Below are 16,625 nucleotides of genomic sequence, written 5' to 3' on the forward strand. Positions count from 1 at the left end.
GCTGCGCTTTGATTTATTGACCGACGAAAGTGGTCATAATGGCGTTCGTGTTCACACGGCCAGAACTTAGCAAAAATGGCTCAGGAACTTTGATGGTCCCGTTTTCATACGCCATGTTGAGCATGTGATCGATCTCAGGCTGGCTCAGATCTTGCGCAGTTGCATCCAAAACCATGCTGAACAAGGTCGCCGCCGCCAATTTGGCATCTCCAACCGCATCCGCTGTTGCAGCCGTAGTCGAAGATGTGCGCAATGCTGCGATGGTGCCTGCTGTCATTTGCGCCACAAATTCATTTTCATCGACAGAGTAAGCAGGCGTCGTCGGTTCAACAACTTGCGCAGCTATTGTCGCAAGCGTCTCAGTCTCGACAACGTTTGAAGCACTCACCTCGGCCGCGATTTCTTCGCGCCCTAAACCGCCAGACCAGATGGTCAGCCCAGCAATCACAACAACCAGACCTGCGGCGATGCCGATCAGAAATTTATAAGATGGGCCGCTTGTTTCGGCCTGTAGAGCTTTGAGCGGAGCGTCTTGTGTGGGTTTTTGTGCGGTTTGAGATGTATCCACCGGTTCTTGCCCAGATGTCAATTCAACACCAAAATCATTCAACGCCTTGCCGTCCATTTTTAGATCGACGACATTTTTATCCATTGATCCAACAGATGTCGGCTGCGGCTGTTCTTTTCCCACGGACGCGATATTTTCTTGAACTTTAATGTTCGCCTGCGTTTCTACTTTTTCAATTTTCAACGCGCTGCTGGCAGACCGCGCACCGTTATATTCTTTGACTCTAACGTCTTTTGAGACACTCATGACCGTACCCCCCATGGCACTTTACGCAGGGGAAACGACAGAGAATCCCCGCGAAGAGTTAGATCAAAAGGATGTAGCCTTGTCAACATAAGGTAGGGCGAAGGAACTTACCTACAACATACAGGCAAAGCATCGTATCCCTACTATGGGCGCTACGTTCAGAATTTTACGAATCAGGGAAATTTTAGCCTGCAACCTGATATCCTGCTCAGGCCAATTTGAACAGCAAAACAGCGGCGCGCGCCCCTGCCCCCTCTTGCCAAACTCGTATTGTCCCGCGTAGAGCAATAGCACCTAATCTGTGCGGACTGAATTGTGTTTTTATACCGTCTACTTTTGACTCTTCTGGCGCCTCTGGCTGCGCTCATTGCGTTGCGCCAAGTACTGCGCGGCACAGAAAGCCTGTCGGACATCAAAGAACGATTTGGCGCGGGGCTGGCATCTGCGCCAATGTTACCAGGGTCTACCCTTTGGTTTCACGGAGCTTCAAACGGCGAATTGACCGCAGGACGTGCCTTGATCGAAGACGCCCTTGCACGCGACGGATCGCGGCACATCATTGTCACCGTCAACAGCGTCACCGCGCGCCAACTGGTGCAAAACTGGGGGCTTGATCGCGTCAAGGTACGCCTCGCCCCACTGGATTTCAAACGCACGGTGCATCATTTTATCGCCTGCACACAGCCAGACGCCTTGATCACAATCGAAAACGAAATTTGGCCCAATCGTTTCACCCATTGCGCCGCACACGACATTCCGGTGATCGTTGTTGGCGCGCGTATGTCACAAAAAACCCTAGAGGGTTGGCAAAAATACGCGCCTGTATTGCGCAACATGACACGCCTGACTCTGGGCGCCATTACCGCGCTTGCCCCGCAAGACACGGACTCGCAAGACCGACTCGTCGCGTTGGGGTTGGACGCTGAGCGCGTGTTGCCCCTGTTCAATCTTAAAAGTGGTGTTGATGCGACGGTCGCACTGCCCGAGGACGCCGCACAATTGCGGACGTCGTTTCACAAAGACAAAACAATTCTGGCGGCTTCGACTCATGACGGCGAAGATGAGATTATCCTTGAAAGTTTTGCGCATTTACGGAAATCGCATCCCGATCTTCGGCTGATATTGGCCCCACGCCACCCCGCACGCGCAGATAAAATTCAAGCACTTGCATTGACCTTTGGGTTGGATGTTTCTCGACGCAGTGCCCATGAAGCCCCAGATGTCGCATCTGTCTATTTAGCAGACACATTGGGCGAAATGGCCCTATGGTACGCGCTGGCAGGCATCACATTCGTGGGCGGGTCATTGGTGGACAACGGCGGGCACACCCCGTTTGAACCCGTCCAGTTCGGCTCGATTGTGGTCCATGGGCCTTTTGTGTCCAATCATGCGCAGGCATTTGAAGCACTGGCGCAGGCCGGAGGCGCACTTAAAGTGAAAAACGCGGCAGATCTTGAAACCACTTTGGACGCGCTTCTTGTGGCACCGAATGAGGCGGCACAATTGGCGCAATCGGGCACTCAAGCTCTGGCAAAACTACGCACATCTATCACAGCAACGGCCGCATTTTGGAGCGCTGTAGACGATGCTATTCAGGTGCGCAAAGAGACACCATCTCGGATACGCGCCCGTCTCTAAGACTATGGATCAAGTGGGAAAAATGTCTAAATACAGTGCAAAAACGCGAAAGTCGTTTGCTAAAGCCATTCTTTTTGTTACCTTTTCGAAAAGACCTATCGACACAATAGCGGAGCACACGCAGTGAACGCAGTTCGAACCAAACAACGTCCTGTGCGCCTGCTTGGCGCAACAAAAACGGGTGTAAGAACCCAATTTGGCGCGTTGTGTTGGCGTGTGCGCAAAGATCGCGTCGAAGTCTTGCTGGTTCAAACACGACGCCGCAAACGGTGGATCATTCCCAAAGGTTGGCCAATGGAAGGCCAAACCCCCGCCAAAGCCGCCGCGACTGAAGCCTATGAAGAAGCTGGCATTTTAGGAAAAGTCGCACCGATTTGCATTGGCCTTTACAGCTACACCAAATACCCGCGCGCGGGCACTGATCCGCTGCCTTGCATGGTGGCGGTCTTTCCGATGAAAGCCAGTAAAATACTGAAAGACTACCCCGAAAAAGGCCAACGCAAGCGCAAATGGGTGTCGACAAAAAAAGCCGCCGAAATGGCAGGCGAACCAGAGCTGGCACAAATCTTGCGGCACTTCGACCCAAGACTGATGCGCCTTTAAGCGGTAATTTTCCCCTTTGGAAAGCCCCATCAAAGGACTAATCGTTTACATTGCGCGCAAGCGCGCGCTATTCTGATGCAACGCATAAAACTCCAACAACAGTAGACAGATATGATCCGATACACGCTCAAATGCAGCGAAGATCACAGTTTTGAAAGTTGGTTCGCTTCTGCCACGGCGTTTGAGACGTTGCAGGCCGCGGGGCAATTGTCCTGTCCGCACTGTGGTTCTGATCACGTTACAAAATCGTTGATGACACCACGCGTCAGTACAGCCCGTAAAAGCGCGGCCTCACCTGAAAGCGATGAAACACAGGCATCCACCGTGCAAACGTCCCCGCAGCGTCACAAAGACGCTCAAATGCCGTCAGAGCAACCCACCGCGAAAGACGCCGAGGCAACTCTAACAGCGATGCGAGATCATATCGAAAAAAACGCAGATTATGTTGGGACAGACTTTACCACGCAAGCGCGCGCGATGAACGACGGCGAAGCCCCTGAACGCTCGATCTATGGTGAGGCCAAATTTGAGGACGCCAAAGCGATGATCGAAGACGGCCTGCCCATTGTGCCTCTGCCCTTTTTGCCCAAACGTAAGCTGAACTGAACAGGTTCCGGGCGAAATAGCCCCCGCGCCTCGGTTTGCGCATGTTATTACAACCCAATTGCCAAAGACATGCCCGCCTCTCTTGCACTTTGCCCAAATGCACCCTAGGACAGCCTGATCATTCTAGACGGGGGAGAAGGGCCAAAAAATGCCAGTTCTCGTAATGAAATTCGGCGGCACATCTGTCGCCACGCTCGACCGCATCAAACGTGCGGCCAAACGTGTTAGCCGCGAAGTTGCCAATGGCAACGACGTGATTGTTGTTGTGTCCGCCATGTCCGGCGAGACCAATAAGCTTGTTGGCTATGTCAATGAAACCTCTCCGATGTTCGATGCGCGTGAATATGACGCCATTGTATCGTCAGGCGAGAACGTGACGGCAGGCCTGATGGCGCTGACGTTGCAAGAAATGGATATCCCTGCGCGCAGCTGGCAAGGGTGGCAAGTGCCGCTGAAAACCACATCCGCGCATGGTGCTGCACGGATCGAAGACATCCCGACGGACAACATCAACGAAAAATTTGGTGAAGGCATGAAAGTGGCTGTTGTGGCCGGTTTCCAAGGTATCTCGAACGAGGGCCGCATCACCACGCTGGGGCGCGGTGGGTCTGACACCACGGCTGTGGCTTTTGCAGCTGCTTTTGACGCGATCCGCTGTGACATCTACACTGATGTGGACGGCGTCTACACCACCGATCCGCGCATCACCGATAAAGCGCGTAAGATGGAAAAGGTGTCCTTTGAGGAAATGTTGGAACTGGCGTCACTTGGCGCGAAGGTTCTGCAAACCCGCTCTGTTGAATTGGCCATGCGCTTTAAGGTTAAGCTGCGTGTGCTATCGTCTTTTGAAGAATATGACCCCAATGCTGGCACGCTGATCTGTGCTGAGGAGGATATCGTGGAAAACAATGTAGTCTCCGGCGTTGCCGCAAGCCGTGAAGAAGCCAAAATGACCCTTGTGTCTGTGGCCGATCGCCCCGGCATTGCCGCTGCTATCTTTGGTCCCTTGGCCGAGGCTGGCGTGAATGTCGATATGATCATTCAAAACATCTCGGAAGACGGCCGCACCGACATGACCTTTTCTTGTCCCGTCGATCAAGTGGCCCGCGCTGAGGCCGCTATGGCCGCCACAAAAGACCGCAGTGATGTGAATTATGAAGCCTTGGTGTCTGACACCAATGTTGCCAAGATTTCACTGGTTGGCATTGGTATGCGGTCACAATCTGGCGTGGCTGCAAAAATGTTCAAAACGCTGTCAGATGAGGGCATCAACATCAAAGTCATCGCCACATCCGAGATCAAGGTCTCTGTGCTGGTGGATCGCAAGTACACTGAATTGGCGGTGCAAGCGCTGCACGATGCCTTTGAACTTGAAAAAGCTTAACAGCCCTCCGACTGTCGTCATAATCAGCCCCCGCCCAGACCTCTGAGTGGGGGCTTTTACTTGGAAAGGTCTTCTCAATGCGTGACAGCTTGCGGCAAAAAATCATCGCGGTTTGCGACGCCAAGATCGCAGCGAAAGGCGACGGCGTTGGTTTGTCCTTTTATGCGTTTTTCAAAAACAAAAACGATGACCCCGCCCTGCTAATGGAAGCCGCCACATGGTGGATAGAAACCCATAAGTTGGATCATTTCGAGAAAGCGGCAAAAATTCGCGACATGTTACGTTGATGTAAAACCACGGAGCGACACAAAGGTACAAATTCACCGCGTTCTGTGACCGATTGTGTTGCGAAAGTCGCGTAACCACGGACCTAAGCCTGCCCAAACAAACTTTAATTTAGCATATCAAATAGACGAGTCAGTGCCAAAAAAATTCAAAACAAATGTTATTCGTTGGAAACACACACCCAGAAACAACAATGCACGCGCAGAAAAACCATGCAGGCGCAGCGTAAGTTTTGGAAAATATGCGCTTATTTTTTAATATCTCCAAAAACGCGACCTCTTGTCCTTGATTTTCTATGGGCAAGGGGGCCATCTATGCTCTAGTAAAAGAGAGCCTAGAACAGGCCAACTGGGAACGAGCATTATATAATGTCGCAAAGTCTTGAAAGTGAAAGCCGAAAGCTGCTTGGTCGTCTAAGGGACACCTTGGCCGAAGATGGCGCGGGTCAAGAGCGCCTTAATCGTATCACCCACTTGATCGCGGATTCGATGCACACCGAGGTGTGTTCGATCTACCTGTTTCGCGACAGTGAAACCTTAGAGCTTTGTGCCACCGAAGGCTTAAAAGCCGAAGCGGTTCACCAGACGCGTATGCGCATCGGCGAAGGTTTGGTCGGCAGAGTTGCCAAATCCAAACGCATCGTCAACACTGCGGATGCCCCCTCGTCCAAAGGCTTTCGCTACATGCCTGAGACCGGCGAAGAGATTTATTCGTCTTTCTTAGGCCTGCCCATTCAACGCCTTGGCGACACTCTTGGCGTTCTGGTTGTCCAATCCAAAGAAGCGCGCCAGTTTTCAGATGACGAACTCTACGCCCTCGAAGTTGTGGCGATGGTTTTGGCAGAAATGACCGAACTTGGTGCCTTTATCGGCGAAGAATCCGCGCTTGGTGCACTGCACCAAAATCCAGTGATGTTTCGCGGAGCAACCGGCCAAGAAGGTGTCGCAGAAGGCCACGTCTATTTGCATGAGCCGCGCGTGGTTGTCACAAATCCTGTGGCTGACGATCCAGACGTCGAACTGGAGCGATTGCGCGATGCGGTCAGCACCCTGCGCATTTCGGTTGATGAAATGCTATCTGGCGTAGACACAAAAGAAAAAGATCAGCGCGAGGTGCTAGAAGCCTATCGCATGTTCGCCAATTCCAGCAGCTGGTTGCGCCGCATGGAAACGGACATCAGCCGTGGTCTTTCTGCGGAAGCCGCCGTTGAAAAAGAACAATCCTTGGCGCGCACCCGTTTGTCCAATGTGCCTGACGCCTATTTGCGCGAGCGTTTGCATGATCTTGATGATCTGTCCAACCGCATGTTGCGCATTTTGACGGGGCAAGGATCGGACACTGGTGCAGAAATGCCCGACGACCCTATTTTGATCGCCCGCAACATCGGCCCTGGCGAATTGCTGGAATACGGAAAATCCTTGCGCGGCATTGTTTTAGAACAAGGCTCGGTCGGGTCTCACGCAGCGATCGTTGCGCGAGCTTTGGCCATTCCTTTGGTCATTCATGCCGCAAAAATCACTACAAAGGCGCTCAATGGGGATGCCGTTTTGGTCGATGGCGATCAGGGCGTGGTGCATTTGCGCCCCGAAGACAGCGTTGCCGCAGCCTTTCGCGACAAAATTGCCATGCAAACCGAAGCCAGCAAGGCCTACATCGATCTCGTCGATAAAAAAGCGACAACGCCATGCGGTAAAACCATTGCTCTACACATGAATGCAGGTCTGATGGCGGATCTCCCGTCGCTCGCCTCATCCGGCGCTGAAGGCGTTGGGTTGTTTCGCACAGAGCTGCAATTTTTGATCCGCAACTCCGTGCCCAAACGCGGCGAGCTTGCCACACTCTACAGTCACGTGATGGACGCCGCGCGCGGCAAACGAGTGGCCTTTCGCACGCTCGATATCGGGTCAGACAAAGTCCTGCCCTATATGAAACCCCAAGACGAACCGAATCCCGCAATGGGGTGGCGCGCGATCCGTGTTGGGCTTGATAAACGTGGCGTGATGCGGATGCAGTTGCAGGCCCTTATCCGCGCCTGCGCGGGACGCCCGCTGACGATCATGTTCCCCTTTGTGGCCCAGTTCGAAGAATTTCGTGCTGCGCGTGCAATGCTCGATGCCGAGCTTGCTAATGAGGAACGCTTGGGGCACGTGCTGCCCACATCCGTCGAAGTGGGCGCAATGCTGGAAACGCCTTCCTTGGCCTTTGCGCCTAATCAATTCTTTATCGAGACTGATTTTATATCAATCGGCGGTAACGACCTAAAACAGTTCTTCTTTGCGGCGGACCGCGAAAACGAACGGGTTCGGCGGCGCTATGACACGTTGAATGTGTCGTTTTTAAGTTTCATTCGTCAAATCGTGGATCGCTGCGAGACCCATGGAACGCCTGTGTCATTCTGTGGCGAAGATGCAGGACGACCACTCGAGGCGATCTGTTTTGCGGCAATGGGATTGAAATCCCTTTCTATGCGCCCAGCCTCAATCGGCCCGATCAAACACGCCTTGCGTCAAGTGAACTTGGATGCCGTGGCGCAATTGATTGATGCCGCGGCCACGCGCGGCGAACAGACCGTAAGGACGGATGTGGCAGCCTATTTGGCCGACCAAGGCATCACAGCTTAACCCTGTTATTGAGATGCGACTTCTGCGCGCAACATGTCTTTGAGAGCCTCGAAACTTTCGCCGGAATCCTCACTGAGGCGCAGCATTCCGAATGTCACATGCGCCATGTCTTGGTAATAGGTGGTATAGGCATAGTTGGTCGCGGCACCAGCAACGGCACCGAGTATAGGCACGGTTTGCGCCGCAAGTTTTTGCCCTAAGACAACAGACAAACGCGGCGCGACACGGGCAATGATGCCGTGCAGTGTCGCTCCCGTCAGCGTGGTGCGGGTGGTAAGAAACCCAAGATCCGCACCGTCATCATCTTCAAGCGGCCCAGCGGCGGCAAAGACCGTGATGCAAGCCTTGCGCACGTCCTCACGTTCGGGGTCAAACCCATGTTCTTTTGCGACGGCTTGGATCGCGTGCAGCAAAATTGTTGTGGTCACCGGCAGCTCGGCCAAAGCAGTGGGTAACCCACCTGCCCCGCCCACAGCCCCAAGGCCAGACGACACCGCTTTCGACAACCAACCGCCGCCCTCAAAACCGTTTTTACGGGACCGCGACGCACCATCAAAGGCCAATTCTAGTGCCGACATGGTGACGGTTTCCAACTGACTGCGCACAGGCGTGGGCAGTTTACTGAACAAACCGTCTGCCGTGCCCCCCACCATATTGAGCACCTGCATCCCCGGATTATTGGCGCGGCGCAATCGTGTGGCCAATGCGCGGATGGCTTCGGGTGTGGGGGCCTGCAAAACAGCGGCCTCTCCGTCATATAGGCTGGGTATTTTCTGTTTCATGGAAACAATGTGGGGACTGGTTTCAACTTTGCCAAGTGCCAATTAGCGCCTCACATCACCCGTTCGACCAAACCAGAGACACCGTCCCAAGCGCCTTCCGTCAAAGCCACACCCAAAACCCGCTCAGGGTTTGTCGGTGGCGGCATACGCACGTCTTTGAGCAGCGTGAATCCAAAACGACGATAATAGGGTTCATCGCCCACCAACATCACCCGTTCCCACCCCAAAACGCGCGCGCGCTCCATGCTGTCTTGCATCAACAACCCGCCCAAGCCCTCACCTTGACGTGTTGGATGCACGGCGATGGGACCAAGCAGCAAAGCCACGGTTTTTTGCGGACCAATGTGAATGGGCCAATAGCGAATAGCCGCCGATACAATCCCAAGTTCATCGCGTGCGACAAGACATAGATCGGTAACTTTGAGGACACCATCGCGCAGCCGATACGAGGACAAAGCTTCGCGCCCAGGGGCAAAACATGTGTCATAAAGGCTTTCGACCTCCCACATGTCATCTGCATTTTCGACTTCGAGTTTGTACACCCCAGCCCCCTGTTCACATCTTTCACATCAAGCGACCCAATCTGTCGCGCGATATTTCGCTCGAAATTCTGCTATCATGGCACTAGGTAAGGGGCAACGCATCACGCGCTGCATTTCACGCGCCTTTTTTGGACAGAGAGACCCAACAATGTTTTATCGCCCCGAAGACGGCCACGACCTGCCGCACAATCCGTTCAATGCCATCGTGTCACCGCGTCCAATTGGCTGGATTTCTTCGCGCTCGAAAGACGGCATCGATAATCTTGCCCCCTATTCATTTTTCAATGCTGTCGCCTATGTACCGCCGCAAGTGATGTTTTCAAGCGCAGGACGCAAAGACAGCCTGAATAACATTGAGGCCACGGGTGTATTTGCAGTCAATTTGGTCGGCGCACCTATGGCACAAGCTATGAACCTGTCATCGCAAGTTCTCAACGCAGACGTGGATGAATTCGTACATGCCGGCCTCACTAAAACCGAATGCGATACGATTTCTTGCGCACGCGTTGTAAATGCACCGGCCACTTTGGAATGCAAAGTCACACAGATTATTCGGCTTGAGGGTGCAGATAATCACGCCATTTTTGGCGAAGTCACTGGTGTGCACATGCGAGATGATTGCATTGTTGACGGGCGTTTTGACGTGATCTCTGCACAGCTTTTGTCACGCCTAGGCTACCGAGATTACGCGCAGGTGACAGATTTATTCGAGCTGGTGCGTCCCGACAGTTAACTAAAAACGGTTAACGTTCAAAGGGTTCGAAATAATTGGCATTCGTGGACGAAATCTGTTCGATCGTTTCATCCAATCGAGACAAATGCAGCATCCCTGCCTCAATCGCCTTGAGAGGGTCGTTTGCTTTGACGCCATCTGCAATCGCATGGTGGTCTGCAACGAGTTCTGGCATGCGATCCTCTTTGGACAGGCCAAGCATACACAAACGATCCACTTTGGATTTTTCTGCCATGATCACATCAAAGGCGAATTCAGCCCGCGCGATCCCGCATAGCATTTCGTGAAAGGCATAATCCAACTTACCGAAACCATCGACATCGCGGTCGGCAATGGCGCGTTCTTGGTCTTTCAATGCAGCATCCAATTTGGCCGCACTGGCCGCATCACACTGAAGTGCGGCGCGGCGCAGCACTTCGGTTTCTACAGCGGCACGCACAAAACGGGATTTCACGATCTCGCGCATGGAAAAGCGCTTTACCTCGGTGGCACGCTGCGGACGGATAAGCAACAGATCAAGGTTAGACAGACGACTGAAGGCATCCCGAACAGGCTGGCGTGACACGCCAAAACGCGCCGCAATATCGGCTTCGGAAATTTTATCTCCAGGGCGCAACCTCAGCGTTAAAATCTCTTCTTGTATATAATCGAAGATATTATCAACACTTGTCCGCCTTACACCGTCCTGTATCACTCGCGGCACAACGCCACCTCCCTATTCGTTCTTATCGTCTGCCTTCGAAACTCGGTTGTATTCGCCTTCGCACCAAACTCCAAGAGGCTCGATTCCTGAGCTTTACGATTTACCGAAGGTGGGTTTGCAGATTTGCGCAACCAATCTTTGATAAATTTCACTGGAACATTGCATTGATTACTAGTATCCCAGAACAGAGGGTGACGCAAGAGTCGCCCATTGCACGCGCAAAGCGCACAATTAGAATGCATGTGAGGCACATATGTTAGGTTTTAGACGTCCCAAGTACATAAAGGCCGCGAGCACGTTTCTTGCCGTTCACCGCTTGGACGCCCAAAACACACCCAATACTGCACCCTTGTCTGCAAAGATCGGGGCTGAGATGTAGCTCAACATCAAATGGCTCGACCAAACATGCGACCAAGGGAGGACACCCCTACCGAATGCGCATTTTTGAAGGGCAGCCTTACAGCACAAGAGTTGCTTTTGCACCTCATGATTCGACGGCTCTCAACTGCCGCATCTTATTTACAACGAAAAGGAAGCTAAACGAATGAAACTTCAGGGTAAAACAGCAATCGTCACCGGTGGCGGACGCGACATCGGCATGGCAGCGGCACTTAAATTGGCATCCGAGGGTGCAAATGTTGCGATCAACTATTTCGCAAGCAGCGAAAGCGCTGAAAAAACTGTTGCGACAATCATCGCAAACGGTGGCAAAGCTTTCGCATTGAAAGGCGACTTGACCAAAGTTGCAGATGTTGAGGCGCTTGTTGCCAAAACTGTTGCAGATTTCGGTTCAGTTGACGTTTTAGTCAACAACGCTGGCGGCTTGATCGCACGCAAAACCATCGCCGAAATGCCTCTTGAGCACTGGCAGGCAGTAATGGACCTGAACTTGACCAGCACGTTCTTGATGACCAAAGCGTGCCTTGCGCACATGGACACAGGCACAATCGTTAACCTTGCAAGCCAAGCTGCACGTGACGGTGGCGGCGGCGGTGCTGTTGCATATGCAACATCAAAAGGCGCTGTCATGACAATGACACGTGGTTTGGCCAAAGAATTGGGTCCAAAAATCCGCGTCAATGCTTTGTGCCCAGGCATGATCGACACGGATTTCCACAACATCCACACACCTGACGCGGGTCGTCGCGGCTATGAAGCGGCTGCACCTGTGAAACGCCAAGGTACAATCGAAGATGTTGCCAACTTGGTTCTGTTCCTCGCATGTGACGACAGCTCGTTCATCACAGGGACAAACGTCGACATCAACGGCGGCATGCTGTTCAGCTAAATCAGAGATGAGGGATTGAGTGATATGTCACAGTATCCGGTTGTTACGACAGGCGAATGCGTCACACGACAAGTGTTATCCGATCACCCTCACCTAATGGTGGTCGCCTTCCGCTTTGCGGCGGAGGGCGCCACTGGCGCGCTTCACAACCACCCACATGTGCAGTCCACCTATGTTGAAAGTGGGCGCTTCACGTTTACATTGGGTGATGAACAACACGAAGTTGGCCCTGGCGACAGTTTCGTCGTCCCCTCTGGTCAGCTTCATGGCTGCGTTTGCTTGGAGCCCGGCACATTGATCGACAGCTTCACGCCACGCCGTGACGACTTTTTGTAAAGTCGACGCTTCGCACCAAACGACATAAGATCACACAAAAGGCGCACCCAAATCACTCGGGTGCGCCTTATTACACTCTTATCGCATGCAGATTGCTGATCAGTCCTTCGCTTTCCAAGCCTCAAACCGTTCCAAAGTATCGGGATCGGTCGGCGGATACAGTCCAATGATCGAAACACCGCGCTTCACTTCTTCAAGAACGAAATCCTCAAACAGCTCCATAGGTGCACCTTCTGCTGCGATTTCATTCGCGAGGTGACGCGGAATCACCATGATACCGTCGCCGTCGCCTAGAATAATGTCGCCAGGATAGACCGCAGCGCCGCCACAGCTGATGGGCACATCAATGTCGATGGCGTGGTGTTTGGTCAGATTCGTTGGCGCAGAGGCTTTGGCTGCAAAGACGGGCATGTCCAATTTGGCAGCCCCCGCTGCATCGCGAATTCCCCCGTCTGTCACAACACCTGCACCGCCACGCCCCTCAAGGCGGGTCAACAAGATGGAGCCGGCAGAGGCAGCAGTCGAATCTTGCCGACAATCCATAACCAGAACAGACCCCTCTGGGCAGGTTTCAATCGCAACACGTTGTGGGTGGTCTCTTTCGCGAAAGGCCTCAATCGGATCAGTGTCTTCGCGCGCCGCGATATAACGCAATGTGAATGCAGGACCGACCATGCGCTTTGTGTCTGCCTGAAGTGGCCCAACACCCTGAATAAAACAGGATTTAAACCCTTTCTTGTAAAGCAGCGTCGCCACTGTGGCCGTACTGACCCCTTTCAGAAGTTCAATAGTATCGCTGTTCAAAGGCAGCTCGGAAGCGGGTTTGGGGTTTGGCATATATATGTCCTCATGCGGATCTATCATTGACTTGGCGATAGCATTGCACGCCAATGCTTATGTCGGCCAAGCACCTATGCTCAGCCGAGCAACAGGCGATTGACCAGAATGGAGTAATGACAAAAACCAAGTCTGAGCCGCATTTCAAACGGTACGTTCATTGAGTTTTCGACACTGCCTACGGATTCTGGTATACTAGTAACACACACCTCGCGCTAGGGCTATTTTTTATGCATTCGAACCAAGATTCTGCATAAAGTTTAAGCCGAACAAAGCAAGGTGACACATGGAGGTAAAATAGAAATCATTAAGTAACGTTTAACTTCAACATGTTACATGTTTTTTTCTCGAAGACGACTATCAAGGGCAAACATATTTTGACAGCCGTTACTTTCTAGAATACTAGTATTGAACATGGCGTATAAGTCTTCTCGCAATACCATTTCGCGACAAGGCGGCTCGCGCCCGAATTCAAATTGATCAGGGAGGATCACAATGAAATTTGTAAGTGGCTTTAAAAAACTGGCACTCGGTGCTGTACTTGTTGGCACAACCGCATCCATGGCGAATGCTCTCGACATGCGCGGCTGGAACATCCACGTAGAAGACTACCCTGTGTCTCTCGCGATGGATTCATTCGCAGATGAAATCGCCGAAAAAACTGACGGCGCAGTGACTGCCGAAACATACCACAACGGCGTTTTGGGCAGCCAGCCTGACGCGATCGAGCAAATTCGTCTCGGCGTCATCGACTTTGGTGAATTCAGCCTTGGGCCGATGGGTCAATCTATCCCAGAGACCAATGTTGTGTCTTTGCCGTTCATCTTCCCAAGCATCCCTGCGATGTATGAAATGATGGATGGTGAAGTTGGTGAGGCAATCGGCGCGGGCATGATTGCCAAAGGTATCGTTCCTTTGGGTTGGTACGACGCTGGCGCGCGTTCTTTCTATAACTCTGTGCGCCCAATCAACACACCAGCTGATGTTGAAGGTCTAAAAATGCGCGTCATGAACAACGACTTGTTCGTTGACATGGTTGCAGCAATGGATGGCAACGCCACACCAATGGCCTTCGCAGAAGTGTACCAGTCTATCAAGACTGGCGTTGTTGACGGTGCGGAAAACAACCCACCATCCTACGAGTCAACAAACCACTATGAGGTTGCATCTTACTACTCATTGACAGAGCACCTGATCATTCCAGAATGTCTCTGTATGAGCCTCAAAACTTGGGAAAAACTGACTCCTGAGCAGCAAGATATCGTTATGACCGCAGGCCGCAACAGTGCTAATCTTCAGCGTGAACTGTGGCAAGAGCGCGAAGCGGCAAGCATGGAAACTGTTAAAGCTGGCGGCACAGTCGTGAACACGATTGCTGACAAAGCACCGTTCCAAGCTGCGATGACACCTGTCTACGAGGGCTTCCTTGCAGACAACCCAGACCTTGCTGACTTGGTTAACATGATCCGCAACGCGGACTGATAACGATCCACACAGGATTGAAAGGCCCGTTTGACATGGTGCAAGCGGGCCTTTTGCGCTCCTGTAGGCTCGTCCATTTGTGATACGGAGGCTACATTGTCACATCCAACCCCCTTGCTTAGATTTCTTGATCGGGCGCTTGATCGTATTAGCACCCTTTGTCTCGGCGTCTCTGCTGTGTCTCTCGTCGTTTTGATTTCCACCTTCGGGTGGCTCGTCTTTGGGCGCTACGTCTTAAACTCGACCCCCACATGGGTTGAACAGCTCGCTCTTCTCTTGATCTGTTACATCGCCTTTTTGGGTGCCGCAGCAGGCGTCAAAGAGGACACGCATATCGGGGTGACACTCTTTCGCGACATGCTGCCGGTCAGCTCACAAAAGGTCGCGATTATCGCAATCGACATCACTTTGGCCATCTTTGGTGCGATTATGTTGATTGCTGGCATCACGCTGATGAAGTTCGGCTGGTCCTCGAAACTGCCGATGCTCAATATCCCAGAAAGCTTTCGCACATTGGCCATTACATCGTGTGGCGCATTGATCCTTCTCTTTGCGGGCACCCGCGCACTCATGCGCATTTTAACGTTTCGAGCATGGTCGCTCACAGACGATTACAAGGAACACTGACCATGGGTTTAGCCATTCTATTAGGCGTCTTTGGCGTCACTGTTGTTATCGGTTTTCCTGTTGCATTCGCCATGGGCATCGCCGCTGCGTCCGCCTTCTGGTTCGAAGGCTTCCCTATGTTGATCACGTTCCAACGTGCGACAGCGGGTGTGACTGTGTTCTCTCTTCTTGCCATTCCCTTCTTTATCTTTGCAGGCGAAATCATGCTGCACGGTGGTATCGCCTCGCGCTTGGTTAAGTTGGCATCCGCCTTGGTTGGCCACCTCAAAGGTGGTCTGGCGATGGTGAACATATTTTCAAGTATGCTGTTCGGCGGCATCTCAGGTTCTGCTGTTGCAGATATTTCAGCGCTTGGGTCACTTTTGATCCCCGTGATGAAAGAACGCGGCTACCGCCCAGATTTCGCGGTGAACGTGACGGTGACCTCCTCCATCGCCGGTATTGTCATTCCACCAAGCCACAACATGATCATCTTTGCGGTTGCGGCAGGTGGCGGGATTTCTGTGTCCAAACTGTTCCTCGCTGGCGTGATCCCCGGCATGTTGATGTGTGTCTGCTTGGCGATTGCGGCCTACATCTTGTCGATCAAGCACAACTACCCCTCTGAGCCTTTCCCTGGATGGCGCGCAATTTTGAATGCGTCTATTGATGCGCTTCCTGGCTTCATGACAGCTGTGATCATCGTAGGTGGCACATTGTCTGGTATCTTCACTGTGACTGAATCTGGTGCCTTCGGTGCAGTATACGCTGTATTGTTGACCAAGTTCTACTACCGCAGCCTCAGCTGGGACGCCTTCAAAGTCTCTGTGGTTGGCGCTGTGCGTACAACGGCCATGGTGATGATTTTGATCGCCTTCGCAAGCTCCTTTGCTTACCTTTTGGCCCTGTACCAAGTGCCAGGAAAACTCAGCGACTTGCTGGTGTCTATCTCGGACAACCCCATCGTAATTTTGATCATGATCAACCTTATCCTGTTGTGCCTCGGCATGATCATGGACATGGCCGCTTTGATCCTGATCTGTACACCGATCTTCCTGCCCATCGCAGTCGGCTTGGGCATGGATCCTGTACAATTCGGCATCATGATGTTGATCAACCTCGGACTTGGCCTATGCACGCCTCCTGTTGGGACCTGTCTGTTCGTTGGCTGCGCCGTAGGTAGAGTTAAAATTGAACAAGCGCTCAAATCCATCTGGCCATTCTACTTGGCCATCTTGTTTGCTCTGATCTTAGTCACATACATCCCTGCTGTTTCTCTTTGGTTGCCGTCACTTTACGAATAATCAAACGAGACTTTGAAAACATTATGCCATCGCCTTAGACATAGGGCGGTGGCATTTTTGT

17 protein-coding genes are annotated in these 16,625 nt (G+C 52.5%); 12 read left to right on the plus strand and 5 right to left on the minus strand.

The annotated features are described in order from the left end of the window. Positions 1 to 13 precede the first annotated feature (13 nt). The gene (locus KO503_RS13295; protein ID WP_215992041.1) at positions 14 to 814 is read right to left on the minus strand and encodes a hypothetical protein; all 801 of its coding nucleotides are present in this window, start codon (positions 812 to 814) and stop codon (positions 14 to 16) included. Positions 815 to 1,129: 315 nt separating this feature from the next. Here KO503_RS13295 and KO503_RS13300 point away from each other — a divergent pair, with 315 nt between their 5' ends. From KO503_RS13300 to ptsP, 6 genes are all read left to right on the plus strand, one after another. Further along, a complete protein-coding gene (locus KO503_RS13300) occupies positions 1,130 to 2,452 on the plus strand; it encodes a 3-deoxy-D-manno-octulosonic acid transferase (protein WP_215992042.1) in 1,323 nt (440 codons plus the stop codon). A gap of 123 nt (positions 2,453 to 2,575) precedes the next feature. Beyond that, entirely contained in the window at positions 2,576 to 3,055 is a 480-nt protein-coding gene (locus KO503_RS13305; protein WP_215992043.1) for an NUDIX hydrolase, read from the plus strand. A 111-nt stretch (positions 3,056 to 3,166) separates the two neighbouring features. Beyond that, positions 3,167 to 3,661 carry a DUF1178 family protein gene (locus tag KO503_RS13310; RefSeq protein ID WP_215992044.1) on the plus strand — a complete coding sequence of 165 codons (495 nt, stop codon included), beginning with the start codon at positions 3,167 to 3,169 and terminating at the stop codon, positions 3,659 to 3,661. 148 nt (positions 3,662 to 3,809) lie between these two features. Then, positions 3,810 to 5,045, plus strand: a complete 1,236-nt coding sequence (locus tag KO503_RS13315; RefSeq protein WP_215992045.1) for an aspartate kinase — start codon at positions 3,810 to 3,812, stop codon at positions 5,043 to 5,045. A gap of 77 nt (positions 5,046 to 5,122) precedes the next feature. Beyond that, positions 5,123 to 5,332 carry a DUF6500 family protein gene (locus KO503_RS13320; RefSeq protein ID WP_215992046.1) on the plus strand — a complete coding sequence of 70 codons (210 nt, stop codon included), beginning with the start codon at positions 5,123 to 5,125 and terminating at the stop codon, positions 5,330 to 5,332. 366 nt (positions 5,333 to 5,698) lie between these two features. Further along, positions 5,699 to 7,951 carry a phosphoenolpyruvate--protein phosphotransferase gene (gene ptsP / locus KO503_RS13325; protein ID WP_215992047.1) on the plus strand — a complete coding sequence of 751 codons (2,253 nt, stop codon included), beginning with the start codon at positions 5,699 to 5,701 and terminating at the stop codon, positions 7,949 to 7,951. A 5-nt stretch (positions 7,952 to 7,956) separates the two neighbouring features. On the opposite strand, the gene KO503_RS13330 is transcribed toward ptsP, so the two are convergent. Beyond that, the gene (locus KO503_RS13330) at positions 7,957 to 8,733 is read right to left on the minus strand and encodes an EcsC family protein (protein ID WP_215992048.1); all 777 of its coding nucleotides are present in this window, start codon (positions 8,731 to 8,733) and stop codon (positions 7,957 to 7,959) included. Positions 8,734 to 8,783: 50 nt separating this feature from the next. Then, positions 8,784 to 9,275: a GNAT family N-acetyltransferase gene (locus KO503_RS13335; protein ID WP_215992049.1), complete on the minus strand. Its 492-nt coding sequence runs from the start codon at positions 9,273 to 9,275 to the stop codon at positions 8,784 to 8,786. A 148-nt stretch (positions 9,276 to 9,423) separates the two neighbouring features. On the opposite strand from KO503_RS13335, the gene KO503_RS13340 reads away from it, so the two are divergent. Continuing rightward, positions 9,424 to 10,008, plus strand: a complete 585-nt coding sequence (locus KO503_RS13340; RefSeq protein WP_215992050.1) for a flavin reductase family protein — start codon at positions 9,424 to 9,426, stop codon at positions 10,006 to 10,008. A 10-nt stretch (positions 10,009 to 10,018) separates the two neighbouring features. Here the strand turns inward: KO503_RS13340 and KO503_RS13345 are convergent, their stop codons facing one another. Continuing rightward, positions 10,019 to 10,711: a GntR family transcriptional regulator gene (locus KO503_RS13345; protein ID WP_215992051.1), complete on the minus strand. Its 693-nt coding sequence runs from the start codon at positions 10,709 to 10,711 to the stop codon at positions 10,019 to 10,021. A gap of 544 nt (positions 10,712 to 11,255) precedes the next feature. Between KO503_RS13345 and KO503_RS13350 the strand changes: the two genes are divergently transcribed. Then, positions 11,256 to 11,999, plus strand: coding sequence for an SDR family NAD(P)-dependent oxidoreductase (locus KO503_RS13350; protein ID WP_215992052.1), 744 nt, complete (start codon positions 11,256 to 11,258; stop codon positions 11,997 to 11,999). A gap of 24 nt (positions 12,000 to 12,023) precedes the next feature. After that, complete coding sequence (locus KO503_RS13355; protein WP_215942091.1) at positions 12,024 to 12,335, plus strand: cupin domain-containing protein; 312 nt, start codon at positions 12,024 to 12,026, stop codon at positions 12,333 to 12,335. A 99-nt stretch (positions 12,336 to 12,434) separates the two neighbouring features. Here KO503_RS13355 and KO503_RS13360 read toward each other — a convergent pair whose 3' ends face one another. Further along, entirely contained in the window at positions 12,435 to 13,172 is a 738-nt protein-coding gene (locus KO503_RS13360; protein ID WP_215992053.1) for a ribonuclease activity regulator RraA, read from the minus strand. A gap of 495 nt (positions 13,173 to 13,667) precedes the next feature. Between KO503_RS13360 and KO503_RS13365 the strand changes: the two genes are divergently transcribed. The 3 genes from KO503_RS13365 to KO503_RS13375 all read left to right on the plus strand — a co-directional run bounded on the left by KO503_RS13365 (position 13,668) and on the right by KO503_RS13375 (position 16,564). Beyond that, complete coding sequence (locus KO503_RS13365; protein WP_215992054.1) at positions 13,668 to 14,654, plus strand: TRAP transporter substrate-binding protein; 987 nt, start codon at positions 13,668 to 13,670, stop codon at positions 14,652 to 14,654. A gap of 96 nt (positions 14,655 to 14,750) precedes the next feature. After that, the gene (locus tag KO503_RS13370) at positions 14,751 to 15,281 is read left to right on the plus strand and encodes a TRAP transporter small permease (protein WP_252731085.1); all 531 of its coding nucleotides are present in this window, start codon (positions 14,751 to 14,753) and stop codon (positions 15,279 to 15,281) included. A gap of 2 nt (positions 15,282 to 15,283) precedes the next feature. After that, entirely contained in the window at positions 15,284 to 16,564 is a 1,281-nt protein-coding gene (locus KO503_RS13375; protein ID WP_215992055.1) for a TRAP transporter large permease, read from the plus strand. Positions 16,565 to 16,625: the final 61 nt, after the last annotated feature.

This window comes from Pacificibacter marinus, from assembly GCF_018860505.1.
Lineage (GTDB): Bacteria > Pseudomonadota > Alphaproteobacteria > Rhodobacterales > Rhodobacteraceae > Celeribacter > Celeribacter marinus_B.

Coding starts and splice junctions, on each gene's coding strand:
- KO503_RS13295 (WP_215992041.1), bottom strand. CDS start 814: ATGAGTGTCTCAAAAGACGTTAGAGTCAAAGAATATAACGGTGCGCGG.
- KO503_RS13310 (WP_215992044.1), top strand. CDS start 3,167: ATGATCCGATACACGCTCAAATGCAGCGAAGATCACAGTTTTGAAAGT.
- KO503_RS13315 (WP_215992045.1), top strand. CDS start 3,810: ATGCCAGTTCTCGTAATGAAATTCGGCGGCACATCTGTCGCCACGCTC.
- KO503_RS13320 (WP_215992046.1), top strand. CDS start 5,123: ATGCGTGACAGCTTGCGGCAAAAAATCATCGCGGTTTGCGACGCCAAG.
- ptsP (WP_215992047.1), top strand. CDS start 5,699: ATGTCGCAAAGTCTTGAAAGTGAAAGCCGAAAGCTGCTTGGTCGTCTA.
- KO503_RS13330 (WP_215992048.1), bottom strand. CDS start 8,733: ATGAAACAGAAAATACCCAGCCTATATGACGGAGAGGCCGCTGTTTTG.
- KO503_RS13340 (WP_215992050.1), top strand. CDS start 9,424: ATGTTTTATCGCCCCGAAGACGGCCACGACCTGCCGCACAATCCGTTC.
- KO503_RS13350 (WP_215992052.1), top strand. CDS start 11,256: ATGAAACTTCAGGGTAAAACAGCAATCGTCACCGGTGGCGGACGCGAC.
- KO503_RS13355 (WP_215942091.1), top strand. CDS start 12,024: ATGTCACAGTATCCGGTTGTTACGACAGGCGAATGCGTCACACGACAA.
- KO503_RS13360 (WP_215992053.1), bottom strand. CDS start 13,172: ATGCCAAACCCCAAACCCGCTTCCGAGCTGCCTTTGAACAGCGATACT.
- KO503_RS13365 (WP_215992054.1), top strand. CDS start 13,668: ATGAAATTTGTAAGTGGCTTTAAAAAACTGGCACTCGGTGCTGTACTT.
- KO503_RS13375 (WP_215992055.1), top strand. CDS start 15,284: ATGGGTTTAGCCATTCTATTAGGCGTCTTTGGCGTCACTGTTGTTATC.